This is a genomic window from Rhizobium sullae (assembly GCF_025200715.1).
Classification (GTDB): Bacteria; Pseudomonadota; Alphaproteobacteria; order Rhizobiales; family Rhizobiaceae; genus Rhizobium; species Rhizobium sullae.
Genome location: NZ_CP104144.1, coordinates 798,261 through 823,472, shown reverse-complemented (window position 1 = coordinate 823,472; position 25,212 = coordinate 798,261). Strand labels below are relative to the sequence as shown.

General features: G+C 60.4%; 25 protein-coding genes. 12 read left to right on the top strand and 13 right to left on the bottom strand.

Annotated features, from left to right (window positions below; all coding sequences use genetic code 11):
* Positions 1-51: 51 nt before the first annotated feature.
* Together N2599_RS24635 and N2599_RS24630 are read right to left on the bottom strand one after the other, a co-directional pair.
* Complete coding sequence (locus tag N2599_RS24635; RefSeq protein WP_027510959.1) at positions 52-1,578, bottom strand: ABC transporter substrate-binding protein; 1,527 nt, start codon at positions 1,576-1,578, stop codon at positions 52-54.
* A gap of 161 nt (positions 1,579-1,739) precedes the next feature.
* Positions 1,740-2,621 (bottom strand): sigma-70 family RNA polymerase sigma factor, encoded by an 882-nt coding sequence (locus N2599_RS24630; protein ID WP_027510960.1) that lies wholly within the window; start codon positions 2,619-2,621, stop codon positions 1,740-1,742.
* A 104-nt stretch (positions 2,622-2,725) separates the two neighbouring features.
* Here N2599_RS24630 and N2599_RS24625 point away from each other — a divergent pair, with 104 nt between their 5' ends.
* Entirely contained in the window at positions 2,726-3,184 is a 459-nt protein-coding gene (locus N2599_RS24625; protein WP_027510961.1) for a carboxymuconolactone decarboxylase family protein, read from the top strand.
* A 53-nt stretch (positions 3,185-3,237) separates the two neighbouring features.
* Here the strand turns inward: N2599_RS24625 and rhaI are convergent, their stop codons facing one another.
* Positions 3,238-4,530, bottom strand: coding sequence for an L-rhamnose catabolism isomerase (rhaI, locus tag N2599_RS24620; protein WP_027510962.1), 1,293 nt, complete (start codon positions 4,528-4,530; stop codon positions 3,238-3,240).
* Positions 4,531-4,610: 80 nt separating this feature from the next.
* On the opposite strand from rhaI, the gene N2599_RS24615 reads away from it, so the two are divergent.
* A complete protein-coding gene (locus tag N2599_RS24615; protein WP_037142322.1) occupies positions 4,611-4,769 on the top strand; it encodes a YqaE/Pmp3 family membrane protein in 159 nt (52 codons plus the stop codon).
* 4 nt (positions 4,770-4,773) lie between these two features.
* On the opposite strand, the gene N2599_RS24610 is transcribed toward N2599_RS24615, so the two are convergent.
* On the bottom strand, positions 4,774-6,870 hold the full coding sequence (locus tag N2599_RS24610; RefSeq protein WP_027510963.1) for a bifunctional rhamnulose-1-phosphate aldolase/short-chain dehydrogenase: 2,097 nt from the start codon (positions 6,868-6,870) through the stop codon (positions 4,774-4,776).
* A 195-nt stretch (positions 6,871-7,065) separates the two neighbouring features.
* Between N2599_RS24610 and N2599_RS24605 the strand changes: the two genes are divergently transcribed.
* From N2599_RS24605 to N2599_RS24570, 8 genes are all read left to right on the top strand, one after another.
* Positions 7,066-7,878 carry a DeoR/GlpR family DNA-binding transcription regulator gene (locus N2599_RS24605; protein WP_027510964.1) on the top strand — a complete coding sequence of 271 codons (813 nt, stop codon included), beginning with the start codon at positions 7,066-7,068 and terminating at the stop codon, positions 7,876-7,878.
* 51 nt (positions 7,879-7,929) lie between these two features.
* Complete coding sequence (gene rhaS / locus N2599_RS24600; RefSeq protein WP_027510965.1) at positions 7,930-8,925, top strand: rhamnose ABC transporter substrate-binding protein; 996 nt, start codon at positions 7,930-7,932, stop codon at positions 8,923-8,925.
* Between the two features lie 75 nt (positions 8,926-9,000).
* Positions 9,001-10,536 (top strand): sugar ABC transporter ATP-binding protein, encoded by a 1,536-nt coding sequence (locus tag N2599_RS24595; RefSeq protein ID WP_027510966.1) that lies wholly within the window; start codon positions 9,001-9,003, stop codon positions 10,534-10,536.
* Positions 10,537-10,544: 8 nt separating this feature from the next.
* A complete protein-coding gene (locus tag N2599_RS24590) occupies positions 10,545-11,546 on the top strand; it encodes an ABC transporter permease (RefSeq protein ID WP_027510967.1) in 1,002 nt (333 codons plus the stop codon).
* Entirely contained in the window at positions 11,543-12,553 is a 1,011-nt protein-coding gene (locus tag N2599_RS24585; RefSeq protein ID WP_027510968.1) for an ABC transporter permease, read from the top strand. Before N2599_RS24590 ends, N2599_RS24585 begins: the two co-directional genes overlap by 4 nt.
* Entirely contained in the window at positions 12,550-12,870 is a 321-nt protein-coding gene (gene rhaM, locus N2599_RS24580) for an L-rhamnose mutarotase (RefSeq protein WP_027510969.1), read from the top strand. Before N2599_RS24585 ends, rhaM begins: the two co-directional genes overlap by 4 nt.
* Positions 12,871-12,875: 5 nt before the next feature.
* Positions 12,876-14,249, top strand: coding sequence for an FGGY-family carbohydrate kinase (locus tag N2599_RS24575; RefSeq protein WP_027510970.1), 1,374 nt, complete (start codon positions 12,876-12,878; stop codon positions 14,247-14,249).
* A gap of 83 nt (positions 14,250-14,332) precedes the next feature.
* Positions 14,333-15,100 carry a fumarylacetoacetate hydrolase family protein gene (locus tag N2599_RS24570; protein WP_027510971.1) on the top strand — a complete coding sequence of 256 codons (768 nt, stop codon included), beginning with the start codon at positions 14,333-14,335 and terminating at the stop codon, positions 15,098-15,100.
* Here N2599_RS24570 and mmsB read toward each other — a convergent pair whose 3' ends face one another.
* The 7 genes from mmsB to N2599_RS24535 are packed head-to-tail and all read right to left on the bottom strand — an operon-like array spanning position 15,101 to position 22,181.
* A complete protein-coding gene (gene mmsB / locus N2599_RS24565) occupies positions 15,101-15,982 on the bottom strand; it encodes a 3-hydroxyisobutyrate dehydrogenase (protein WP_027510972.1) in 882 nt (293 codons plus the stop codon).
* Between the two features lie 9 nt (positions 15,983-15,991).
* Positions 15,992-17,587, bottom strand: coding sequence for a GMC family oxidoreductase (locus N2599_RS24560; RefSeq protein WP_027510973.1), 1,596 nt, complete (start codon positions 17,585-17,587; stop codon positions 15,992-15,994).
* 17 nt (positions 17,588-17,604) lie between these two features.
* Positions 17,605-18,594 carry a branched-chain amino acid ABC transporter permease gene (locus tag N2599_RS24555; RefSeq protein WP_027510974.1) on the bottom strand — a complete coding sequence of 330 codons (990 nt, stop codon included), beginning with the start codon at positions 18,592-18,594 and terminating at the stop codon, positions 17,605-17,607.
* A gap of 1 nt (position 18,595) precedes the next feature.
* Positions 18,596-19,483 carry a branched-chain amino acid ABC transporter permease gene (locus tag N2599_RS24550; protein ID WP_027510975.1) on the bottom strand — a complete coding sequence of 296 codons (888 nt, stop codon included), beginning with the start codon at positions 19,481-19,483 and terminating at the stop codon, positions 18,596-18,598.
* Between the two features lie 4 nt (positions 19,484-19,487).
* Entirely contained in the window at positions 19,488-20,189 is a 702-nt protein-coding gene (locus N2599_RS24545) for an ABC transporter ATP-binding protein (protein ID WP_027510976.1), read from the bottom strand.
* Positions 20,189-20,971 (bottom strand): ABC transporter ATP-binding protein, encoded by a 783-nt coding sequence (locus tag N2599_RS24540; protein WP_027510977.1) that lies wholly within the window; start codon positions 20,969-20,971, stop codon positions 20,189-20,191. Before N2599_RS24540 ends, N2599_RS24545 begins: the two co-directional genes overlap by 1 nt.
* Before the next feature lie 4 nt (positions 20,972-20,975).
* Positions 20,976-22,181 carry an ABC transporter substrate-binding protein gene (locus N2599_RS24535; RefSeq protein ID WP_027510978.1) on the bottom strand — a complete coding sequence of 402 codons (1,206 nt, stop codon included), beginning with the start codon at positions 22,179-22,181 and terminating at the stop codon, positions 20,976-20,978.
* 252 nt (positions 22,182-22,433) lie between these two features.
* Here N2599_RS24535 and N2599_RS24530 point away from each other — a divergent pair, with 252 nt between their 5' ends.
* A complete protein-coding gene (locus N2599_RS24530) occupies positions 22,434-23,378 on the top strand; it encodes a LysR family transcriptional regulator (RefSeq protein ID WP_027510979.1) in 945 nt (314 codons plus the stop codon).
* Here the strand turns inward: N2599_RS24530 and N2599_RS24525 are convergent, their stop codons facing one another.
* Entirely contained in the window at positions 23,379-23,717 is a 339-nt protein-coding gene (locus N2599_RS24525; RefSeq protein ID WP_027510980.1) for a cupin domain-containing protein, read from the bottom strand.
* A 160-nt stretch (positions 23,718-23,877) separates the two neighbouring features.
* On the opposite strand from N2599_RS24525, the gene N2599_RS24520 reads away from it, so the two are divergent.
* Positions 23,878-25,065 carry an acyl-CoA dehydrogenase gene (locus N2599_RS24520; RefSeq protein ID WP_027510981.1) on the top strand — a complete coding sequence of 396 codons (1,188 nt, stop codon included), beginning with the start codon at positions 23,878-23,880 and terminating at the stop codon, positions 25,063-25,065.
* Here the strand turns inward: N2599_RS24520 and N2599_RS24515 are convergent.
* On the bottom strand, positions 25,062-25,211 hold the full coding sequence (locus N2599_RS24515; RefSeq protein ID WP_167333910.1) for a hypothetical protein: 150 nt from the start codon (positions 25,209-25,211) through the stop codon (positions 25,062-25,064). The two genes, N2599_RS24520 and N2599_RS24515, sit on opposite strands and share 4 nt — an antisense overlap.
* Position 25,212: the final 1 nt, after the last annotated feature.

The window sequence follows — 25,212 nt, the reverse complement described above, 5'->3', positions numbered from 1 at the left end:
CACAATGCAAGAGGATACCGGCATTGAATGCCGGCATCCCGCGATCAGGCCTTACTTCTTGATCGAAGCATTCCAGAAGTACGGCCACGGGGCCGGGTCGACGCCTTCAAGTTTGGTCGATTCCGCCGAGACGGCGTTGAAGTCGCCGATCTTCATGAAGGGCGCGTCGTCATAAATCGCTTTCTGGACATTGGCCCAAAGCTCGACGCGCTTGGCAGGATCGACTTCGGAGGTGAAGGCATCCACAGCGGCCTTGCGGGCGGGGGTATCCCACCAGCCCGGCGAGCTGGTCGATAGCGAACCGATCAGCGCCGGCTCCGGCAGGAAGGGACTGTGAGTGATGTAGATATCCCAGAGCTTCGGATCGGCACGGCGCTGCGTCAGCGTCGCCCAATCGACGACCTGCATATCGACGGTAAAGCCCGCGAGCTTCAGATATTCCACCGCAACTTGCGCCATCTTGTAATGGAACTCGTATTGGCGGCTGGTGAGGATGCGCAGCGGCTCGCCGTTGTAGCCAGCCTTCTTCAAGGCTTCGGCAGCCTCTTCCGGCTTTGCAACATTGTAATTGCCTTCGACGCCAGCATCCGTGTGCCAGGAATAGGCTTCCGGGTAGATATCGCCATCCAGCGTGTAGAAATCCGCGCTGCCGAAGGCGGCGGCCATCATGTCTTCCATGCTGAGCGCCTGGCGGATCGCTTTGCGAACCTCGATATTCTTCGCAATGCCTTCCTTCGTGTTGAAGACGAAGACCGGATAGCCGAAGGGCTTCAGGATGATTGGCTGCGAGGCCGTCGATGCCTTCAGCTTGTCGAAGGATTCGACCGGAATGGAATCGACATAGTCATACTGGCCGGAGACCGCCGCCTCAACGCGGGTGTTCGGATCCGGCACCGGAACAAAGCGGATTTCATCGAGATACTGATGGCGCGCGCCGCCATAGCCATCGCTCTCGCCGTCGCGCGACTTGTAGCCGTCGAAGCGAACGAGCTGGATATACTGGTCGGCTTTGCGCTCTTTCAGCATGTACGGACCCGTTCCGATGAAGTCCTTCATCGGCTCGTCCTGCTTTTCGGAGGGAATGATGATTGCAGCTGAATTGTTGAAGGCAAGCAGCGAGGTCAGCGGCGCATAAGGCTGCTTCAGCGTGATCTTGATGGTCGCAGGATCGACTGCCGCGACCGCTTCGATGAAGCCTACAGCCTGCTTGCCGCGCGAGGCGATCTTTGTCCAGCGAGTAAGCGATGCAACGACATCCTCCGAGGTCATGTCGCTGTTGTCGTGGAACTTGATGCCGGTGCGCAGCTTGATCGTATAGGTCTTTCCGTCCGCACTGATCTCCGGCAGGCTTTCAGCCAGAAGCGGCGTGACGTTCCATGTCTTGTCGAAGGTATAGAGCGTTTCGAAGATATGCTGCGTGACGATGCCGACGAGGTCGGCAGTCGAGGACATCGGATCGAGTGTCGGCGGCTCGCCGATCGTCGCGACGTTGATGACGCCACCTTTTTCCTGGGCCATCATCGTGGTCGGCAAGGCGACGAGTGCCGTGCCGAGAAGGAATGCGACTAGAGTCTTCATTTCATGCTCCCAGTTTGTTGTTCCGCAATTATGTTATATCAGTCCTTATAATAGAGTATCGACGGAGGTAATCCTGTCAACCGGGAAAGTGGAGCTATGTGCAGAAATCAGAAGGCGCGCGCAGGGCTCTGCGCGCGCCTTCTCACCATTGGCTGGCAGGCCTATTGGTCGAACAGCCGGTATTCGATCTGCTCGAGATGGCCAGGATCTGCGATCGCCTCGATCTTGGCGATCTTCTCGCCATCGAAGCCGATTTTGACGATGATGCGCAGCTGATCATCTATGCGGACGATGAAACCGAAGCCGCCGTCCACGAAGGCCGGCAGCGCGCCGCGCGCCCTGCCTTTGAATGTCGTGGCAACCGCCTGCGCGCCGCGCAATTCGCCGGCGTCTCCGAAACGAGCGGCCGCCGCATCAGGCGCGAAGACAACGTCGGGATGAAGAACGGCAAGCAATGCCTGGAAATTTCCGTTGCGCGAAGCGGCAAGGAAAGCCCGGACGACTTCCTTCTTATGCTCGATGCCCGTCTCGGACACATCGGTCTTTCCCTGCACGCGGCGGCGGGCGCGGCTTGCGAGCTGGCGGGTTGCGTCCGACGTGCGGCCGATGATCGGCGCTATCTCGTCAAAAGGCAGATCGAACATGTCGTGCAGGACGAAGGCGACGCGCTCTGCCGGGGCCAGCTGTTCCAGCACGACCAAGAGCGCCGCGCCGACGGAATCGGCCAGCACGATCTCCCGCTCAGGGTCGGCAAACGTCGCCATATCGGCGATCTTCTCATGGACCGGCGGATCGAGCGATTCTTCGCGCCGGGACTTCCTGGAGCGCAGCATGTCGAGGCAGATGCGCGCGACAACCGTCGTCAGCCAGCCGCCGAGATTGCCGATCTCGCTTACCTCCGAGCGGCCGAGCCTGAGCCACGCCTCCTGCACCGCATCCTCCGCCTCCGCGCGCGAGCCGAGCATGCGGTAGGCGACAGTCTTCAGGTGTGCACGGCTCGCCTCGAATTCGTCCGCTAAAAATTTTTTTCGTTCATCGGTCACATTCCTCCATCGCGTTCCGTCAACACCATGACGAACGAACTCCGGTCCATGTGACAGACAAGCGGCCGGCGGCGTCATTTTCTGAAACATAGAAAGGGACTATCATGCAATCGAGAATGGGAAACCCGGCCGTCGTCATCCCCGAAGCCATGCAGGCGCTGCTCGCTTTCGGGAATATTCCTCAAAAGACCGGTCTTTCGCCAAAGCTGCTCGAACTCGTCAATCTGCGCGCCAGCCAGATCAACGGCTGCGGCGTCTGCGTCGACGGTCATCCGCGCATTGCCCGCAGGCTCGGCGAAACCGACGAGCGCCTGTTTGCAGTATCCGCCTGGCGTGAGACACCCTATTTCAGCGAGGCTGAACGCGCGGCCCTGGCACTGACGGAAGCCGTCACACGCGTCAGCGACCGTGCCGATCCGGTACCGGACGAAATCTGGGACGAGGCTGCACGCCATTACAACGGCAAGAGCCTCGCGGCCCTCGTCATCGCCATCGCCAACATCAATGTCTGGAACCGGCTGAACATCGCCACACGTCAGATCGCCGGCGAATGGAAGCCTTGAGTTTTCCACCCGGCCGCCGCTGTTGAAGCGGCGGCCCGGATGCCTCGGGAGGCCTAGATGATACCGCCGCCGCCGGCCGCAGAGGCTGGGCGTTCGGCGGAAACCTTTTTCCTGTAGCCGCTGGCGCGATAAGCTGCGATCGGGTCAATGGCGCCGCCCACGCGGCGGCGGGCTTCGGCGAGGATCGGCTCGACATCGGCACGGTAAGCACGCTTCAGCGTTTCCGTCGCCATCAGCGCGTCATTCTCGTCCTGATAGCCCGAAAGCGCCTCGCGGTCGACGATCAGGGCCTGCGCGTAGGCGCGGCGGATTTCGTTGGCGCTATTGATCAGGCTCTCGATCGGGTCCGTCACATTGTGCGACTGATCGATCATGTGCGCCGGATGGAAGCCATTTACGCCCCGTTGCTCGGCATCGACCAGTTCGTTGAAGACGAGGAACAGACGGTAAGGCTCGATCGAACCCGCGTCCAGGTCGTCGTCGCCATATTTCGAATCGTTGAAGTGGAAGCCGCCGAGCTTTCCGAACTGGATCAGGCGGGCAACAATCATCTCTATATTGGTATTCGGTGCATGGTGACCTAGGTCCACGAGGCACTGCGCTTTGGGGCCGAGCGTCTGAGCGATCAGATAGTTGGTGCCCCAGTCCTGCACGATCGTCGAATAGAAGGCCGGCTCGTACATCTTGTGTTCGGAGAACAGCTTCCAGTCCTCCGGCAACGCCTTGTAGATATCCGCCATGGAGGCAAGGTAGCGTTCGAAAGCTTTGGTGAAGTTGCTCTGGCCGGGGAAGTTCGAGCCGTCGCCGATCCAGACCGTCAGGGCCTTGGAGCCGATCGCCTTTCCGATCTCGATGCATTCGAGGTTGTGCTCGATGGCTTGTTGGCGCGTCGCTGCGTCCGTATGGCTGAGCGAGCCATATTTATAGGAATATTTCTGGCCCGGCGCATCCGAGAACGTGTTGGAATTCATTGCATCGAAGCTAAGGCCGAGCGCATCACCTTTGGCCTTCAACTCGCCGGCATCAGCCTTGTCCCAGGGAATATGGAGGGAAACGGTCGGCGTTGCCTGCGTCAGTTGATGAATGACGGCGCAATCGTCCAGCTTGTCAAAGATGCCGCGCGGCTCGCCCGTGCCGGGAAAGCGGGCAAAGCGTGTGCCACCCGTTCCCACGCCCCAGGAGGGAACAGCGACGAAGAATGCTGCGACCTTTTTCGTAATGGCGTCGATGTCTATGCCGCGGCGGGCAAGGTTTGCACCGAGCGCGTCGTAATCGGCCTTGAGCGCCGCCGTCCTCTTGTCGTTTTCCTCGACGATCAAATCCTGCGCAATCCTGAACTCAGCCATCAAATCCTCCCTGAAACGCGAACCATGGGGCCCTGTTCTGCGTTCTATTGCTTCATTCCTAACCCACCAAAGAGGCGCTCGTGGACGTCATCCGCATACTTCTCGCGATCATCCTGCCGCCGCTCGGCGTGTTCCTGCAGGTCGGGCTCGGCCTGCATTTCTGGCTCAATATATTGCTCACGCTCTGCGGCTACATCCCGGGGATCATCCACGCAATATGGGTGATCCTCCGGAAATAACGCCTTAGCGCGGGAAGCTCTGTGCGTTGCCGGCATCGACGTTGATGATGTTGCCGGTGGATTTTGCCGAAAGGTCCGAAGCGAGAAAATAGATCGCCTCAGCAATATCTTCCGGGAAGACGTTGAGCTTCAGCATCGAACGCTTGCGGTAGTGTTCCTCAAGGTCGTCCACTTCGATCTTCGAGGAAGCCGCGCGCTGTTCGCGCCACTCGCCGTTCCAGATCTTCGAGCCGCGCAGCACAGCATCGGGGTTCACCGTATTGACGCGAATGCCGGCTTCTGCGCCTTCGAGCGCCAGGCAGCGGGCGAGATGAATTTCGGCGGCCTTGGCCGTGCAATAGGCAGCAGCGTTCGGTGATGATGCGAGGCCGTTCTTCGATGCGACGAAGACCACATTGCCGCCGAGGCTCTGCCTGCGGAACAGGCGGAAGGCTTCGCGCGAAACGAGGAAATAGCCGGTCGCCAGGATGTCGATGTTCTTGTTCCACATCGAAAGCTCGGTGCTTTCGATCGGCGCCGACGACGCAATGCCGGCATTCGAAACGAGGATGTCGATGCCACCGAACTCGACACAGGATTCCCCCAAGGATGAGACCACCGCATCCTCCCTGGTGACGTCGAGCTTTACGGTGCGAACCGCATCCGCACCGTACTTCTTCACGAAGTCGGCTTCAGTCGCCTCCAGTGCCGACTGGTCGATATCGGCAAGCACCACGCAGGCGCCCTCGCCTACCAGACGCGCCGCCGTTGCCCGGCCGATGCCGCCGGCACCGCCGGTGACGAAGGCAACCTTCCCGGCAAGGCTCTTGGGCTTCGGCATGCGCTGCAGCTTGGCTTCTTCCAGCAGCCAGTATTCGATATCGAAGGCTTCCTGTTCCGGCAGGCCTTGGTATTCGGAAACCGTCGAAGCGCCGCGCATCACGTTGATGGCATTGACGTAGAATTCGCTGGCGATGCGGGCGGTTGCCTTGTCGCGGGCAAAGGAGAACATGCCGACACCGGGAACAAGGAATATGACCGGGTTCGCATCGCGCATGGCGGGCGAATTATCGTGCTTGCAGTCGTTGTAATAGCGGGCGTAGTCGGCGCGATAGTCCTCCAGCGCCTTGTCGAGGCCGGCAACAATCGCATCGACATCCGGCCTTGCCGGGTCAAAATCGACGATCAGCGGGCGAATCTTGGTGCGCAGGAAGTGATCCGGGCAGCTGGTGCCGAGCGCACCCAGCGGACGCAGACTCTTCGAATTTACGAATTCGAGTACAGCATCCTGATCGTCGAAATGGCCGAGCTTGCGCTCTTGCTTTCCGATCCGGCCCCGGATTTCCGGCATCAAGCGGGCCGCAATCGCGCGGCGTTCGGAAACCGGCAGGCTCTGCGTTGCAGCACCGCCGAAGATCGTCTTGCCCTCGGTCTTTTCTGCAAACCAGACGATGGCTTTGTTGATGATGTCGAGGGTCAGCTCGTAGCAGGCCTTGGCGTCGTTCGCCCAGGTGAAGAGGCCGTGACTTTCGAGCACGACACCCTTGGCGTGCGGGTTCGCCTTGACGAAGGCTTCGAGATCGAGGCCGAGCTGGAAGCCCGGGCGGCGCCAGGGCAGCCAGCCGATGTCGTCGCCGAATATCTGCCGCGTCAGTTCCTTGGAATTCTTGGATGCGGCGATTGCGATGATCGCGTCCGGATGCATGTGGTCGACATGTGTGAAGGGCACGAAACCATGCAGCGGCGTATCGATGGAGGCGGCACGGGAATTCAGATTGAACGTGCAATGCGGCAGGAAGCCGACCATGCGGTCTTCGTCCTCGACGCCCTTATAGATGCCTTTCAGCGAATCGAGCTTGTCCTGATAGAGCGTCGCAAAGCCATCGAGCTTGATGGTGCCGACGTCGCCGCCGGAGCCCTTCACCCAGAGAACCTTGACCTTATCGCCAGTAAGCGGATCCGTTTCCATCACTTTGGCCGAGGTATTGCCGCCACCATAGTTGGTAATGCGCTTGTCGGCGCCAAGCAGGTTCGAGCGGTAGAGCAGCTTGCCGGGTTCATCGAGCCCTGCTGCGTAAGAATTATCCCAACGGTTCTCAAGAAGCCGGACGGTGGCCGCCATGTCATCCTCCCTTGTGTGCCTTATGCGCGGACGAAATCCACGTGCTATTCGGTGACGGTATCGCTCATCAAAACGCACATTGTCAATCGAAAACGATCAAAAACAATTATTGTGCAGCGCAATATGAAGATTCTTGATCGTTTTTGATTGACAGCTTTTAACGGATACGAAATAAATGCGACAGGGAGGAGCCAAATGCACGAACGTGAACGCCATCGCATCATCTTGAGCGCGGTCCAGGAAAAATCGGTCGTCACAATTCAGGATATTTCCGAATTGACCGGGGCTTCCGAGGCTACGATCCGTCGTGACATTGCGGCTCTCCATGTGCAGGGCAAGATCCGGCGTGTGCGTGGCGGCGCCGAGGCCGTCCATCCACCGCAGCTCGGCAATCTCGCGGGCCGCCCCTTTAGAGTTTCAGAATCTGTCAATATCGATAAAAAGCGCGCAATTGCGCGGGCCGCGGTCGATCTTTGCGACCCGGGCGACGCAATCATCATCAATGGCGGCACGACGACCTTCCAGATGGTGCACTTCATGTCGGCGCATCGCATGCAGGTCATGACGAATTCTTTCGCGATCGCCGAGCATTTGGTAAAACATTCCAAGAATACGGTGACGGTGCCGGGCGGCGTAATCTACCGCGAGCAGAGCCTCATCCTGTCGCCCTTCGACAACGACGCCATCCGCAATTTCTATGCGCGCCGTTTTTTCATCGGAGCTCAGGGCGTCGGCCCGCTCGGCATCATGGAAGCCGACGCGCAGATCATTCAAAGCGAACAGAAGCTGATGCATCAGGCCGACGAACTCGTCGTCATGGTCGATTCCAGCAAGTTCCGCCGCCGGTCGAGCCTCATTCTGTGCCCGCTCGACCGTGTTTCGACGATCATCACCGACGACGGCATCCAAGACGATTCCGCCAAGATGATCGAGGATGCAGGCATCCGACTCGTCGTCGCGAGCGCCGGCCTGCAATCCGTGAAGGAGGATTCCTCGTCGGTCGCCTGAGAAGCGCCGGCCAGGTGTAGTTAGTCTTAATCAACGTGGGAGGATGAAAGCATGAAACTCGCAAAGAAACTCGCGGTGGGCGTCGCACTCGCCGTCGCCATGATGGCAGGCACGGCAAGTGCCGCCGACATGAAGATCGGTCTTGTCGTCAAGTCGCTCGGTAACGGCTTCTTCGATGCGGCCAACAAGGGTGCCCAGGAAGCCGCCAAGGAGCTCGGCGGTGTCGAAGTGATCTATACCGGCCCGACCTCGACGACGGCCGAAGGCCAGATTGAAGTCATCAATTCGCTGATCGCACAGGGCGTCGATGCCATCGCGATTTCGGCGAACGACCCGGACGCTGTCGTTCCGGCTTTGAAGAAGGCTACGCAGCGCGGCATCAAGGTCATTTCCTGGGATTCCGGTGTCGCCGCTGAAGGCCGCATCCTGCAGCTCAACCCATCGTCCAACGAGCTGATCGGCAAGATGTGCCTGACGCTTGCCAAGGATCACCTCGACGGCGGCAAGGGCGATTTCGCGATCCTGTCGGCAACGACGACCTCGACGAACCAGAACATCTGGATCGACCAGATGAAGAAGCAGCTCAAGGACTTCCCGGGCCTGAACCTCGTCACCACCGTTTACGGCGACGATCTTTCGGACAAGTCCTACCGCGAAGCCGAAGGCCTCTTGAAGTCCAACCCGAACGTCAAGGTCATCGTCGCTCCGACGACGGTCGGCGTTCTGGCGGCATCCAAGGTCGTCGAAGACAAGGGTCTCGTCGGCAAGGTCTATGTCACGGGTCTCGGTCTGCCGTCCGAAATGGCCGGTGCGATCAAGTCGGGCGCGACGAAGGAATTCGCCATCTGGAACCCGATCGACCTCGGCTATTCGGCCGCGCAGATTGCCTATCGCCTTGTCAAGGGTGAAACCGACGGCAAGCCGGGCAGCGAGATCGAAGCCGGCCGCATGGGCAAGATCAAGGTTGGCGACAACGGCGAGGCCGCAATGGCAGACCCGTTCGTCTACAACGCCTCGAACATCGACCAGTTCTCCAAGGTCTTCTGATCTCGAACCGTTATACATAAGCCCCGGCGGCTTTAGGGCCGCCGGGATTTCTCATTCGACACCGGTAACGCGCTGATGAACACTGCCCTTCAACAACCCGTCACGGACCGCAAGGCCGCAGATGCGCAGGCCATCCTCGAAATGCGGGGCATCTCGCAGATCTTTCCCGGCGTAAAGGCGCTCGACAATGTCAGCATCGCGCTCTATCCCGGCAGGGTGACGGCGCTGATCGGCGAAAACGGCGCGGGCAAATCCACGCTCGTCAAGATCCTGACCGGCATCTACAGGCCGAACGAAGGCGAAATCATCGTCGACGGCCACCCAGTCACCTTTGCAAGCGCGCAGGCCGCAATCGATGCGGGCGTCACGGCCATCCATCAGGAAACTGTCCTCTTCGACGAGTTGACCGTTGCCGAAAACATCTTCCTCGGCCATGCGCCGCGCACAAAATTCCGCACGATCGACTGGAAGCAAATGAACAGCCGCTCGAAGGAGCTGCTGACCTCACTCGAAAGCAATATCGATCCGACGATCCGGCTGAAGGACCTCTCGATCGCGCAGCGCCATCTGGTGGCGATCGCCCGCGCGCTTTCGATCGAGGCCCGTATCGTCATCATGGACGAGCCGACGGCCGCCCTTTCCCGTAAAGAAATCGACGATCTCTTCCGCATCGTCCAGGGCCTGAAGGAAAAGGGCAAGGCGATCCTTTTCATCAGCCACAAGTTCGACGAACTCTACGAGATCGCCGACAACTTCGTTGTCTTCCGCGACGGCCGCGCCGTCGGAAACGGCAGGCTGAAGGAAACGCCGCAGGACGCGATCGTGAAGCTCATGGTCGGCCGCGATGTCGAAAACGTGTTTCCCAAGTTTCCGGTGCAGATCGGCGGTCCGGTCCTCGACGTCCAGAATTACTGTCACCGCACGGAATTCCGCGATATTTCCTTCACTCTCCGCAAGGGCGAAATTCTCGGCGTTTATGGCCTGATCGGCGCCGGACGCTCGGAACTTTGCCAATCGCTCTTCGGCATCACCAAGCCGCTCTCCGGCAAACTCATACTCGACGGCAAGGAGCTGTCGATTGCCTCTCCTCATGATGCCATACGCGCCGGCATCGTCTATGTGCCGGAAGAGCGCGGCCGCCACGGTCTGGCGCTGCCGATGCCGATCTACCAGAACATGACATTGCCGTCGCTGACGCGCACCTCGCGCAAGGGCTTCCTCAAAGCCGCCAACGAATTTGCGCTTGCCCGCAAATATGCCGAGCGCCTGGACCTTCGCGCCGCCGCCCTCTCCGTCCCTGTCGGCACGCTGTCAGGCGGCAACCAGCAGAAAGTCGTCATCGGCAAGTGGCTGGCGACGCAGCCCAAGGTCATCATCCTCGACGAGCCGACCAAGGGCATCGATATCGGTTCCAAGGCTGCCGTCCACGGCTTCATCAGCGAACTCGCCGCGGAAGGCCTTTCGATCATCATGATCTCCTCCGAACTGCCGGAAATCATCGGCATGTCGGATCGGGTGCTGGTGATGAAGGAAGGGTTGTCGGTCGGCCTCTTTGCGCGAGCAGAGCTTTCACCGGAGACATTGGTGCGCGCAGCGACCGGAAATGCATGAGGTAAAACATGGCAAGACTGATCAGAAAACGCGAAACACTGCTTTTCCTCATCATCGTCTTGATGATTGGGGTCTTTTCGACGCGCGCGGCGGATTTTGCGACGCCTTCGAACCTCGCCGGCATCTTCAACGATACGTCGATCCTCATCATTCTGGCGCTGGCGCAGATGACCGTGATACTGACGAAATCCATCGACCTTTCGGTCGCCGCCAACCTTGCCTTCACCGGCATGGCGATCGCGATGATGAATGCCGCCTATCCCGATTTGCCGCTGGTCGTCCTGATCCTTGCAGCGATTGCGATCGGCGCCTGCCTCGGTGCGATCAATGGCTTTCTCGTATGGGCGCTTGAAATTCCGCCGATCGTCGTCACGCTCGGAACACTGACGATCTATCGCGGCATGGCCTTCGTGCTCTCCGGCGGCGCCTGGGTGAACGCCCACCAGATGACGCCGACGTTCCTTTCCGTGCCGCGCACCCTGATCCTCGGCCTGCCCGTTCTCGGCTGGGTAGGCATCGTCATCGTACTGCTGATGTATATATTGCTGAAATACACCCAGTTCGGCCGCTCGGCCTATGCGACCGGCGGCAATCCGACGGCGGCCGTCTATGCAGGCATCGATACAGGCTGGACGAAGTTCCTCGCCTTCGTGCTGTCCGGTGCGCTCGCCGGCCTTGCGAGCTATCTCTGGGTCTCGCGCTACGCCGTCGCCTATGTCGATATCGCCAGCGGCTTCGAACTCGACAGTGTGGCGGCCTGCGTTATCGGCGGCATTTCCATTGCCGGCGGCGTCGGCTCGGTCATTGGTACCGTTCTCGGAGCTCTCTTCCTCGGCGTCATCAAGAACGCGCTTCCCGTTATCGGCATCTCGCCCTTCACGCAGATGGCGATCTCCGGCACCGTCATCATCCTCGCCGTCGTCTTCAATGCCCGGCGCGAACGCAGCCGCGGGCGCATCATCCTGCGCGACAAGGCAGCCGCAGAAACTCCAGCCGAGGTGACGGCATGAGCACCGTTTCCGCCCCAATCGAAAAACGCGTCATTCCCGATCGTCTCGGCACGCCGCTCCGCCGCATCATGGCCAGCTGGGAAGTGCTGCTCTTCGGCGTTGCCATCGCCATCTTCATCTTCAATTCTATGGCATCGCCCTACTTCCTGAATGCCTGGAACCTCTCGGACGCGACCTTCAACTTCACCGAAAAGGCGATGATCGCCTTCGCCATGGCGTTGCTCGTCATTGCCGGCGAGATCGACCTTTCGGTAGCCGCCATCATCGCGCTTGCCTCGACCGCCATGGGTTGGGCCGCTCAGGCTGGCATCGGCACACCGGGCCTCGTCCTGATCGGTATCGGCACCGGTCTCGTCTGCGGGGTTTTCAACGGTTTCCTCGTCTCGGCATTGAAGCTGCCATCGATCGTCGTCACCATCGGCACGATGAGCCTCTTCCGCGGCATTTCCTATATCGTGCTTGGAGATCAGGCCTACGGCAAATATCCCACCGATTTCGCCTTCTTCGGCCAGGGTTATGTCGTCTGGGTCTTCTCGTTCGAATTCGTGCTGTTCATCGTGCTGGCGATCCTGTTTACCATCCTGTTGCACGCAACGAACTTTGGCCGCCAGGTCTATACGATCGGCAACAACGACTTCGCCGCCCGCTTCTCCGGCATACCGGTCGACCGCGTGAAATTCATCCTGTTCATGCTGACAGGCGTCATGAGCGGCGTCGCTGCCGTGTGCCTCACCTCGCGCCTCGGTTCCACCCGTCCCTCGATTGCGCAGGGCTGGGAGCTTGAAGTCGTCACCATGGTCGTGCTCGGCGGGGTCTCAATCCTCGGCGGCTCCGGCACGATCGGCGGTGTCGTCATCGCCGCATTCGTCATGGGTCTCGTTACGTTCGGCCTCGGCCTGCTCAATGTTCCGGGCATCGTCATGTCGATCTTCATCGGCCTGCTGCTCATCATCACGATTGCCATTCCGATCGTCGCCCGCCGTATCAAAGCCATGAGCTCCAAATGACCCTCGAAAAACACGCCTTCAAAATGAAGCTCAACCCGGGCATGGAAGCCGAGTACAAGAAACGGCACAACGAGATCTGGCCGGAACTTATCGAGCTGCTGCATCATTCCGGCGCCAGCGATTATTCGATCCATCTCGACCGCGAGACGAACACGCTGTTCGGCGTGCTGACGCGGCCGAAAGATCACACGATGGCAAGCCTGCCAGAGCATCCGATCATGAAGAAGTGGTGGGCGCATATGGCCGACATCATGGAAACCAACCCGGACAATTCACCGGTTCAGAGCGATCTGGTCACCGTCTTCCACATGCCATGAACAACATGCCCGATTACAGCCGCATCGCCGTTCTCGATATCGGCAAGACGAATGCGAAAGTCGTCGTGCTCGACAGCCAAACCGGCACGGAAATCGCAGCCGCAAAGACGGCGAATACGGTCGTCAGGTCCGGCATCTATCCGCATTATGATATCGACGGCTTATGGGCCTTCGCGCTCGATGCATTGAAGTCTTTCGCGACGGCGCCGGGCTTCGATGCGATTTCGATCACGACACACGGCGCGTCGGCAGCGCTCATCGGCGCCGATGGCAAGCTCGCCATGCCGGTTCTCGATTACGAGCACGAATATCTGCAAGAGATCCGAGAGGCTTATAGCGCGCTGCGCCCACCCTTCGAGGAGACCTATTCGCCGCGCCAGTCGATGGGGCTGAATGTCGGCGCCCAGCTTCACTATCAGAAAACGGCCTTTCCGCGGGAATTCGCGAAGGTGGCAACCATCGTCACCTATCCTCAATATTGGGCGGCACGGCTGACGGGCGTTACGGCGAATGAGCTGACCTCGCTTGGCTGCCACACGGATCTCTGGAATCCGAAGGCAGGTGAATATTCCTCGCTGGTCGATACGCTCGGCGTCCGCGATCTCATGGCGCCCATCCATTCGGCTTTTGAGGCGCTCGGTCCCGTCTTGCCGGAGATCGCTCGCAGCATCGAGATCGCTGCCGATATCCCGGTCTATTGTGGCATCCACGACTCCAATGCCTCGCTGCTGCCGCATCTCGTTGCGCGCCAGGCGCCCTTTGCGGTTGTCTCGACGGGCACGTGGGTCGTCAATTTCGGCGTCGGCGGCGACCTTACCCATCTCGACCCGAAGCGCGATGCGCTTGCCAATGTCGATGCCTATGGCCGCGCTGTGCCGTCCTCCCGCTTCATGGGGGGCCGTGAGTTCGAGATTCTTTCCACAGAAATCGGCAGTGTTCCGCCAGAGGACGTTGCGGCAGCTCTCGGCCCCGTCGTTGCGGGAAACCTGATGTTGCTGCCGAATGTCGCCACCGGCTCGGGCCCCTTCCCCGGCCGCCAAGGACGCTGGCAGAATGCCGATAGGGCAAGCCCTGCGGAACGCTACGCCGCCATGTGCCTTTACCTCGCCTTGATGACCGAGGCCTGCCTCGGCTTGATCGGCGCCAGGGGGCCCGTCATCGTCGAAGGGCCGTTCGCGCTGAACGAGACGTACCTCAAAGTTCTCGCAGCACTGACGGCGCGTGACGTGATTGCCCTGCCCGGATCGACCGGCACTAGTCAAGGCGCCGCACTGCTCACCGGCATCAGACCCACACCCGGTCCGGAAAGGCATTTCACGCCAGCTGCGATTGCCGGCCTGAAAGACTATCGCCACACTTGGCACGCAGCGATGGAATAGCAGTCTTTTCATCCGCGCCCTTTACCTCGCCCAAGGCCGGCAGCTAATGTTGGATCGTTCAAAAATCAGGTGGAGGAAACATCATGATGGATTCAAACGCGGTCTTTGATCCGCGTGCCCTTGCCGCGCGGCTTCGCAGTCTCCACAATGCCGGTAAACTGGCGCCGACTGCCAGTTTCGCGCTTCCCGCCGATCTCCGCCACGCCATGGATGCGCAGAATTTCCTCGCCGCCGAAGAAGGCATCACCAGCAATGCCTGGAAAGTGACCGCTTCGCCGGATGGCCAGGCCGTGACGGCGCCGCTCCATCCCTACGCGGAAACCGATTCCGGTGCCCAAATCCCCTGGGCGAAGGGCATGAAGTTTGAAGCGGAGATTGCCGTTCGTCTCGGAAAGGATCTTGCGATCCGCGAAAGCAACTACAGTCGGGCCGAAGTCGCCGATGCCGTTGCGACTGTCCATCTCGGCGCCGAACTCCTGGCTTCCGCCATCGAGGAAAGCGGCAGGCTCTCCTTTTTCCTCTTCCTCGCCGATCGGCTCGGCAACTGCGGCTATGTGCTCGGCCCGACCATGCCGAAGGCGCTGATCGATACGGCAACCGGAACACAGTTGAAAGTTACCTTCAACGGACAACCGATCTACGACGCCCCGGCGCAGCATCCGAAAGGCGACGTGCTCACCTGGCTTGTCGGCTACGCCAATGACAGGTTTCGGCCGGAAAGCTCGCTGAAGGCCGGCGCGTTGATCACCACAGGCACCCTTTGCGGCGCGATTGAACTCGCTTCGCCGGGCGAGATCGATATCCTCCTTGGCGAGGCCAGTAGGCTTCACCTCTCGCTCATCGCGAAATAATCAGACTTTGCTGCGAAACATCTCGATGATGGCGGAGAAGTCCCTTCCGCCATTGCCCTGCTTTTCGAAGAGCGCATAAAGCTGCGCGGCTTCGGCGCCGAGCGGGGTCGATGCGCCGCTTGAAAGTGCGGCCTCCTGCGACAACCGCAGATCCTTCAGCATCAGAGCAGCGGCAAATCCTGGCTTGTAACCGTTGTTTGCCGGCGAGGTCGGCACCGGTCCCGGCACCGGGCAATAGGTGTTGATCGACCAGCACTGGCCCGACGAGGTCGAGGCAACATCAAAGAGCGCCTGATGCGAAAGGCCGAGTTTTTCCGCCAGCACGAAAGCTTCGCAAACACCGATCATCGAGATACCGAGGATCATATTGTTGCAGATCTTGGCCGCCTGCCCAGCACCCGCTTCGCCGCAGTGGACGATCTTCTTGCCCATGGCTTCGAGGATCGGTTTTGCCTTGGCGAAACTCTCTTTTGAACCGCCCGCCATGAAGGTCAGCGTACCGGCCGCTGCCCCGCCGGTTCCGCCGGAGACGGGAGCGTCGAGCGAGAGGCAGCCTGCGGTTTTGGCCATCGCATGGGCCTTGCGAGCGCTTTCGACATCGATCGTCGAGCAGTCGATCACCAGTGTTCCTGCGGGAATGGAAGCGAGAATGTCTGGCCAGGCCGTCAGCACATGTTTGCCCTGCGGCAGCATCGTGACGACGATCTCGGCATTGGCCACCGCCTGGCTGATGTGGCCCGCAGGCTTCACGCCGGTTTCCTCCGCCGCCTTGAGAACTGGCGCAGCAAGATCAAAACCCGTCACCTCATGCCCGGCCTTGACGAGATTTGCCGCCATCGGTCCGCCCATATTGCCGAGCCCGATAAATGCGATCTGTGCCATGCTGGCCTCCTATCTGTTGTCTTCGAGGATCATTGCGGCAGCCTTTTCGGCGATCATGATCGTCGGCGAATTCGTATTGCCTGACGTGATCGACGGCATGATGGAGGCATCTGCGATCCTGAGCTTGCCGAGCGCGCGCAGCTTGAGCCGCGGATCAACAACGCTGTCCTTGTCGGCGCCCATCCGGCAGGTGCCGACCGGATGGAATATCGTCGTGCCGATGTCGCCCGCCGCCCGCTCCAGATCGGCCTCCGTCTGATAGGAGGGGCCGGGTTTGAATTCCTCCGGCCTGAAGCGCGCGAAGGATGGCTGCAAAACGATCCGCCGCGTCAGCCTTATCGATCGAACAGCGATGTCGCGATCACGCTCCGTCGTGAGGTATTTCGGCGCAATCGTCGGCTGCGCGGCGAAATCCGGGCTCGCAAGATGGACAGAGCCGCGGCTTTCCGGCCTCAGGTTGCAAACGCTTGCAGTGATCGCTGGAAAGGCGTGCACCGGATCGCCGAACTTGTCGAGCGAGACCGGCTGCACGTGATATTGCAGGTCGGGCGTCTCCTTGTCAGGCCCTGAGCGCGTGAAGATGCCAAGCTGGCTCGGCGCCATGGCCATCGGCCCTGAGCGGCGGATGAGATATTCGAGCCCGATTGCTGCCTTGCCGATCAGCTTCGTTGCTTTCTCATTCAGCGTCGGCACACCGGTGACCTTATAGGCGAGGCGAAGCTGCAGATGGTCCTGCAGGTTCTCGCCGACGCCCTTGACCTGGGTAACGACGTCGACGCCGGCATTCTTCAGGACCTCGCCGCGGCCGATGCCGGAAAGCTCCAGGATATGCGGCGAGCCGATGGAGCCAGCCGAAAGCACTGTCTCCCTGGTGGCGTAAGCGCGCTTCGCGATGCCGTCATGCTGGAACTCGACGCCGGAAATGGCTCCCTCCTCCACAAGCAGCCGCCGCACTTGCGCCTTGGTCAAAACCGTTAGATTGGCGCGCTTCATCGCCGGCCGCAGGAAGGCCTTTGCCGTGTTCCATCGAATGCCGGAGCGCTGGTTGACGTCGAAATAGCCGGAGCCCTCGTTGCTGCCGCGGTTGAAATCCTCCGTCATCGGAATACCAGCTTCCCTTGCCGCCTGCTGGAAGGCATCGAGCACGGCCCAGCGTACCCGCGCCTTCTCCACGCGCCATTCGCCGCCGGCACCATGGATTGCGTCTGCTCCGCGGTAATGATCCTCCGATTTGCGGAAGAACGGCAGGACGTCATCCCAGCTCCAGCCGGCACATCCCATCTGCCGCCAAAGGTCGTAGTCGCGCGCCTGGCCACGCATGTAGATCATGCCGTTGATCGAAGAGCAGCCGCCGAGCACCTTTCCGCGGGGATAACCCAAGGCCCGGCCGTTCAACCCTTCCTCCGGTGCTGTCGTAAAGCACCAGTCGGTGCGCGGATTGTTGATGCAATAGAGATAGCCGACCGGAATATGGATCCAGTAGTAGTTGTCGCTGCCACCGGCTTCCAGCAGCAGCACGCGGCGATTGCGGTCTTCGGACAGGCGGTTGGCCAGCACGCAGCCCGCGCTGCCTGCGCCGATGATGATATAGTCGTAACGATCCATCTGATGTCACCGGCCGTTCAACGGCGATATACGAAGCCCAGTTTCCGGCCGACCCACGAAGCGTAGAACTCGCCGACGATGCCGCGACGGAAGATTAGCACGCAGATCATGAAGACGACGCCGGTGATGATCGTGACCGGGAATTCCGAGGTCGCGAGATAATTCTGCAGTGTCACAACGAGCCCTGCCCCGAAGATCGGGCCAATCAACGTGCCTATTCCGCCAAGAAGCGTCATTAAGATCACCTCGCCCGACATCTGCCAGGCGACGTCCGTCAGCGTCGCGAACTGGAAGACCAGCGATTTCAACGCCCCAGCCAGCCCGGCAAGGGCGGCCGACATCACGAAGGCGCCGAGCTTGTAACGCGCCACCGAATAGCCGAGCGATATCGCCCGGTTCTCGTTCTCGCGGATCGATTTCAGGATCATGCCGAAAGGCGAATGGATGAAACGCCAGATCAGAAGCATGCCGATGATGAAGATTGCCAGCACGAAATAATACATGTTGGTCGAATTGTTCAGGTCGATGAAGCCGAAGAGCTGCCCCCGCGGCACGGACTGGATGCCGTCCTCGCCCTCAGTGAATTCCGCCTGCAGGCAAAAGAAGAAGAACATTTGCGAGAGTGCCAGCGTGATCATCGCGAAATAGATGCCCTGACGGCGAATAGCGAGATATCCCATGACGAGACCGAGGAACGCCGCACCCACGACGCCCGTAAGGATACCGAGCTCCGGCGGGAAGCCCCAGGATTTCACCGTATAGGCGGTGAAATAGGCCGCCCCGCCGAAGAAGGTGGCATGTCCGAAGGATAGCAGCCCGGTGTAGCCGAGGAGCAGGTTGAAGGCGCAGGCAAAGAGCGCAAAGCACAGGAGTTTCATCAGGAAGATCGGATAGAAGAAGAACGGCGCGAGCAGCAGAAGCAAAAGGCCGATGGTCAGGAAGCCTGCCTGTACGGACAGTGCGGTGCGACTCTTTTCTGCACGAATGGTTTCGGTGATGTCCGTCATCTTACGCATCCCGGCCAAAGAGGCCCGCGGGCCTGACGAGAAGTACAATCGCCATGATCACGAAGATCACGATGTTCGACGCTTCCGGATAGAAAACTTTGGTAAGACCCTCCGCAATGCCCAGCACATAGCCGGTGACGATCGCCCCCATGATAGAGCCCATGCCGCCGACGACCACCACGGCGAAGACGACAATGATGATGTTCGATCCCATCAGCGGCGAGACCTGGTAGATTGGTGCCGCCAGCACGCCGGCAAAGGCTGCAAGACCGGCGCCGAGCGCGTAGGTCAGCGTCAGGAGCAGCGGCACGTTGACGCCGAAGACCTGCACCAGCACGGTATTTTCCGTCGCCGCGCGGAGATAGGCTCCAAGCTTCGTCTTCTCGATGAGAAGCCAGGTGCCAATGCAGACGACCAGCGACACGACGATCACCCAGCCGCGATAGATCGGCAGGAACATGAAGCCGAGGTTGGTTCCCCCTGCAAGTGCTGCCGGCGTAGCGTAGGGCTGGCCGGAAGAGCCGTAGAGATAGCGGAAGGTCCCTTCGATCGCCAGCGCCATGCCGAAGGTGAAGAGCAGGCCATAGAGCGGATCGAGATCATAGAGCCGCCGTAGGAAGAGCCGTTCCACGACGGCGCCGAACAGGCCGACAGCCACCGGGGCGAGAATAAGCGCCGGCCAGTAGCCGATGCCACCATAGGCAAGCATCAGATAAGCGACGAAGGCACCCAACATGTACTGCGCGCCATGCGCAAAGTTGATGACGCGCAACAGCCCGAAAATGATCGCCAGGCCGAGACTCAAAAGCGCGTAGAAGGAGCCGTTGATGAGGCCGATCAGCAATTGGCCGAGAAGCGCCTGAACGGGAATGCCGAAGATCATCGTCATGGCATCACACTCCCAAGACCCTGTGCAGCGTATCCATCCGCTGCGGCAGTTCGCCAACCGGGAAATCGGCGACCATCTGCCCATGATCCATCAGATAGAAACGGTCGGCAATACGGCTTGCAAACCGGAAGTTCTGCTCGACAAGGAGAATGGTCATGCCGCGCTCCTTCAGCTTCTTCAATACCTCGCCGATACGCTGGACGATGACCGGCGCCAGACCTTCCGTCGGCTCGTCGAGCAGCAGCATCTTAACGCCGGTGCGCAGTACGCGGGCAATCGCCAGCATCTGCTGTTCGCCGCCGGAAAGCTTGGTTCCAGAGCTCGCGCGGCGCTCGTAGAGATTCGGGAAAAGCTCGTAGATCTCGTCGAGGCTCATGCCGCCCTCGGCAACAACCGGCGGCAGAAGCAGGTTTTCCGAGACCGTTAGTGTCGAAAAAATGCCGCGCTCCTCGGGCACGAAGCCGATGCCCTTGTGCGCCGTCTTGTGCAGCGGCACCAGCATCATGTCCGCTCCACCAAAGCTGATCTTGCCTTTGCGGGCCCGGACAATGCCGGTGATCGTGCGCAGTGTCGTCGTCTTGCCGACGCCGTTGCGGCCGAGGATGGTGATCGTCTCACCCTCGCCGACGCGCATGTCGACGCCGTGCAGGACGTGGCTTTCGCCATACCAAGCGTTAAGGCCCTGAACGTCCAGAAGGGCGGCCATCAACCTTCCTCCGTGCCCATATAGGCCTCGCGGACGCGCGGGTCCTGGCTGACGGTCGCATAATCGCCCTCGGCGAGGATTTCGCCACGCTGGAGCACGGTCACCTGCTGACAGATATTGGCGACGACCGAGAGATTGTGCTCGACCATCAACACCGCGCGGTCGCGGGCAACCTCGCGGATGATGGCCGAAACGACGCTGACGTCCTCCCGCCCCATGCCTGCCATCGGCTCGTCGAGCAGCAGTACCTTCGGGTCGAGCGCGAGCGTCGTGGCGATCTCCAGCACGCGCTTGCGGCCGTAGGAGAGATCGGCAGCGATTTGGTCCCGCTCCTTGGAAAGCCCGACGCTTGCGAGCAGCTGCTCGGCACGATTGTTCAGGCGATCGAGCGCCGACACCGGCCGCCAGAATTGCGTGGAGAGATTGTTCGGCCGTTGCAGGGCGACACGCACATTGTCGAGCACCGACAGATGCGGGAAGACCGCCGAAATCTGGAACGAGCGCACCAGCCCCATGCGCGCCACCTTGTCCGGCGGCGTCCGGGTGATGTCCGTGCCCATGAGCGTGATCGTGCCGTGCGTCGGCTGCAGGAACTTGGTCAGCAGGTTGAAGACCGTCGTCTTGCCCGCGCCGTTCGGCCCGATGAGTGCATGGACGCTTGCGTCATGCACATCGAGATCGACATTCTTGACGGCCGCGAAGCCGCCGAAATCCTTGCGAAGGCCGCGGGCGGACAGGACCACCCGCGGCGTCGCATTCGTTTGTGTTGCGGAGACCGCCATCAGCTTATTTCACCAGATCGCAGCCGCTCTTGGCGGGATCGATATAGGCGTCCTTACCGGGGATGGTGGCGAGAACGTTGAAGTAGTCCCAAGGTTCCTTGCTTTCGTCCGGCTTCTTCACCTGCAAAAGGTACATGTCGTGGATCATGCGGCCGTTCGGGCCGACGGTGCCGCCGCGGCCAAAGACGTCGTCCACCGACATCTCGTGCAATTGCTTGGCAACAGCATCCGTTTCGTCCGTGCCGGCCTTCTGGATGGCCTTCAGGTACTGAAGCACGGCCGAGTAGGTGCCGGCATGGGTCATGTTCGGCATCCTGCCGGTGCGCGCGAAGTATTTCTTCCCGAAGGCGCGGCTCTCCTCGTCCAGGTTCCAATAATAGCCTTCCGTCAGGGTCAGGCCCTGCGCCGCCTCGAGGCCGAGGCCGTGAACCTCAGCGAGCGTGAAGAGAAGCGCGGCCAATCGCTGGCCACCCTGCGTGATGCCGAATTCAGCCGCCTGCTTGATGGCATTCGCCGTATCGAGGCCTGCATTGGCAAGGCCGACGACCTTGGCGCCGGAGGATTGAGCCTGCAGCAGGAAGGACGAGAAATCCTGGCTGGCGAGCGGATGGCGCACGGCACCGACGACGGTACCGCCATTGGACTTCACGAAATCGCTCCCCTGTTTCTCCAGCGAATAGCCGAATGCGTAGTCGGCCGTCAGGAAGAACCAGCTGTCGCCGCCCTGCTTGACAAGCGCGCCGCCGGTGCCGACGGCAAGTGCATGCGTGTCATAGGCCCAGTGGAAGCCGTAGGGCGAACAGGCCTTGCCCGTCAGATCCGTCGTCGCGGCACCCGTGACGATATCGATCTTCTTCTTCTCTTTGCCGATTGCCTGGACAGCAAGCGCGACCGACGAGGTCGTCAGTTCCATGATCGCGTCCACCTGTTCGGTATCGTACCATTGGCGGGCGATGTTCGATGCGATGTCCGGCTTGTTCTGATGGTCGGCGTCGACGATCTCGATCGGAGCGTCAAGCACCTTGCCGCCGAAATCTTCAGCCGCCATGTTGGCGGCTTCGACGGACCACTTGCCGCCGAAATCGGCATAAACGCCGGATTGATCGTTCAGGATGCCGATCTTCACCTTTCCATCGGAAGCACCGTCGGCGAGTACCGCGGTGCTGCTTGCAAGCAGGAATGCCACGGACGCAATGAGATTCTTTCGCATATGTCTCTCCTCCCAGAGATGGCCAGATCGCGAGTCTGTTCAAAATTGGCCAGCGGTTCTCCTCAACCAGCCGACGCTACGCCTACGATCACGGAAATTCCGCGTTGAGGCAACGGGCGCTTTACAATTAATTGCAAACAGTATCTGTTCGTTTTTGAACAGAACTGCGTGAGAACGAAACCTAGGGCGCTTTCCGATCTTGTGCAGCCATCGACGATTGGACCAAAGACGTAGATGGATGCGTGACGCCGCATGAGCAATCCTCCACAATTTACTTGGGACGACCTGCAGTTTTTTCTAGCGGTGGCGCGCACCGGCCAGCTCTCGACGGCTGCAAGGCAGCTGCGCAGCAGCCACGCCACCGTCTCACGGCGCATCGACAGGCTGGAATTCGCTCTCAAGGTCAAGCTCTTCGAGCGCAACCCGCGCGGCTACGTGATGACGGCGATGGGCACGCGTTTCGTGGACACCGCCGAAAAGATGGAGCAGGAGACCGAGCGCCTACGTGCCGATCTTGCCGCAGGCTCGATGACACAGCGAGGCGTCGTGCGGCTCAGCGCGCCGGAAGGCTTTGCGAATTTCTTCTTTGCGAGCGTGCTGCCGAAATTCGCAGCACATCACCCGCATCTGTCGCTCGAATTGGTGACGATCCAGCAGATCATGTCGCTGTCGCGCAAGGAGGCCGACATTACCGTCGTATTGGACGAACCCAAGGGCGGACCGTATTTTTCCGAGAAGCTGACCGACTACCATCTGCAGGTTTACGGTTCGCGGGATTATCTCGCCAAAAACCCGCCGGTTACCTGTCGCGACGACCTGCTCAACCATCCCTTCATCAGCTATATCGAAGAGATGATCTTTGCGCCGGGACTTGATTATCTCGGCGACGTCCATCCGCGCATCAAGCCGCAGTTCCAGAGTTCCAGCATCTTTGCGCAGCTGACGGCGACGCGAAACGGCCTGGGGCTTTGCGTGCTTCCCTATTTCTTCGCAAGCCTTTATCCGGAGCTGGTGCGCGTCCTGCCGGACGAGGTGGACCTCTGCCGGAACTACTGGGTCACTTGTCATCAGGATATGAGACAAGCGCCACGCGTGCGCGCCGTCATCGACTTTCTGCGCGAGGCCGTGAAAGGCGAGGACGCGCGGTTCATTCCGCCATTTGCGGCGGCAATGCATTCCGGCCGAAAGGCCGGATGACTATTTCAGGAATTCGGCGCGGTGCGGCGTGAAGGTGTCGATCAGCCGCCCCTTCTCCAGCGCCGTGACGCCGTGAACGAGGTTCGGCGGCACGATGAAGCTGCCGCCCTGTTTCAGGACTTCGGTCTTGCCGTCGATGGTGACCGCAAAGCTGCCTTCGGCGACGTAGCTTGCCTGGATATGCGGATGGGAATGGGCAGCACCGATCGCGTCCTTTTCGAAGGCGACTTCCACCATCATCATTTCCGGTAGGTAGACCATGATGCGGCGCGTGACGCCCGGCTCAGGGCTGATCCAGTCAGCGCCTTCGGCATGCACGAAAAGAGCGCTCGATGTCATTTTCGCCTCCTCATTCGATTCCTTTGGACGGCAAGTTGGAACATCGAAACCTGTTTGAAAAGAGCCCGTCCGCTATATTCCTCCCGATTGACGCCGAACCTACCCGGGGTTATGGCCAGCTTGATCAGGCATGCCTGAAAAATGGTGAGGAGACACCGTCATGCAGCATACCCGCGAAACGTTCGACTGGGCCGATCCCTTCCGGCTTGTGGAGCAGCTGACCGACGAAGAGCGCATGGTGCAGGACACAGCGCACGCTTATGCGCAGGAGAAGCTCACTCCCCGGGTGCTCGAAGCCTTCCGCCATGAAAAGACCGATCCGGCGATCTTCCGCGAAATGGGCGAACTCGGCCTGCTCGGCCCGACGATTGCTCCGGAATACGGCGGAGCGGGTTTGGGTTATGTCGCCTACGGCCTGATTGCCCGCGAAGTAGAGCGCGTCGACAGCGGCTACCGTTCGATGATGAGCGTGCAGTCGTCGCTCGTCATGGTGCCGATCGAGGCCTTCGGCTCGGATGCGCAGAAACAGAAATATCTGCCCAAGCTTGCAGCCGGCGAGTGGATTGGCTGCTTCGGGCTGACCGAACCGAACCACGGCTCCGATCCGGGCTCGATGGCGACGCGCGCCAAAAAGGTCGATGGCGGCTACAGCCTCATGGGCACCAAAACCTGGATCTCCAATGCGCCGATCGCCGACGTCTTCATCGTCTGGGCCAAGACGGAGGACGGCGTGATCCGCGGCTTCATTCTGGAAAAGGGCTGGAAGGGTCTTTCGGCACCGACCATCCACGGCAAGGTGGGGCTGCGCGCATCGATCACCGGCGAGGTCGTGCTCGACGAGGTCTTCGTGCCGGAGGAAAACCTGCTGCCGAACGTGACGGGCCTGAAGGGTCCGTTCACCTGCCTGAATTCCGCCCGTTTCGGCATTGCCTGGGGCGCACTCGGTGCGGCAGAGGCCTGCTATGCGACGGCGCGGCAATACACGCTCGACCGCAAGCAGTTCAACCGGCCGCTGGCCGCCAACCAACTGATCCAGAAAAAGCTTGCCGACATGGCAACCGAGATTTCGCTCGGCCTGCAGGGGTGCCTCAGGCTCGGCCGCATGAAGGAGGAAGGCCACCCGCCGGTGGAACTCACCTCGATCCTCAAGCGCAATTCCTGCGGCAAGGCGCTCGACATTGCGCGCGCTGCCCGCGACATGCTCGGCGGCAATGGCATCTCGGACGAGTTCGGTGTCGCTCGCCACCTCGTCAATCTCGAAGTCGTCAATACCTACGAGGGCACGCACGACATCCACGCGCTGATCCTCGGCCGCGCCATCACGGGAATCCAGGCCTTCGCGAACTAGCGTCCCGTCCTTCGGCGCCAGAGCGTGTAGGCGACCGAAGCAAGCACACCAACCACGATGCCGAGCGCAATGTTGCCGTAGACGGCACCGAGCCCCACGCCAAGCGCAATGCCGATCGCGATCGGAAATGCAAGATCCTTGTCCATT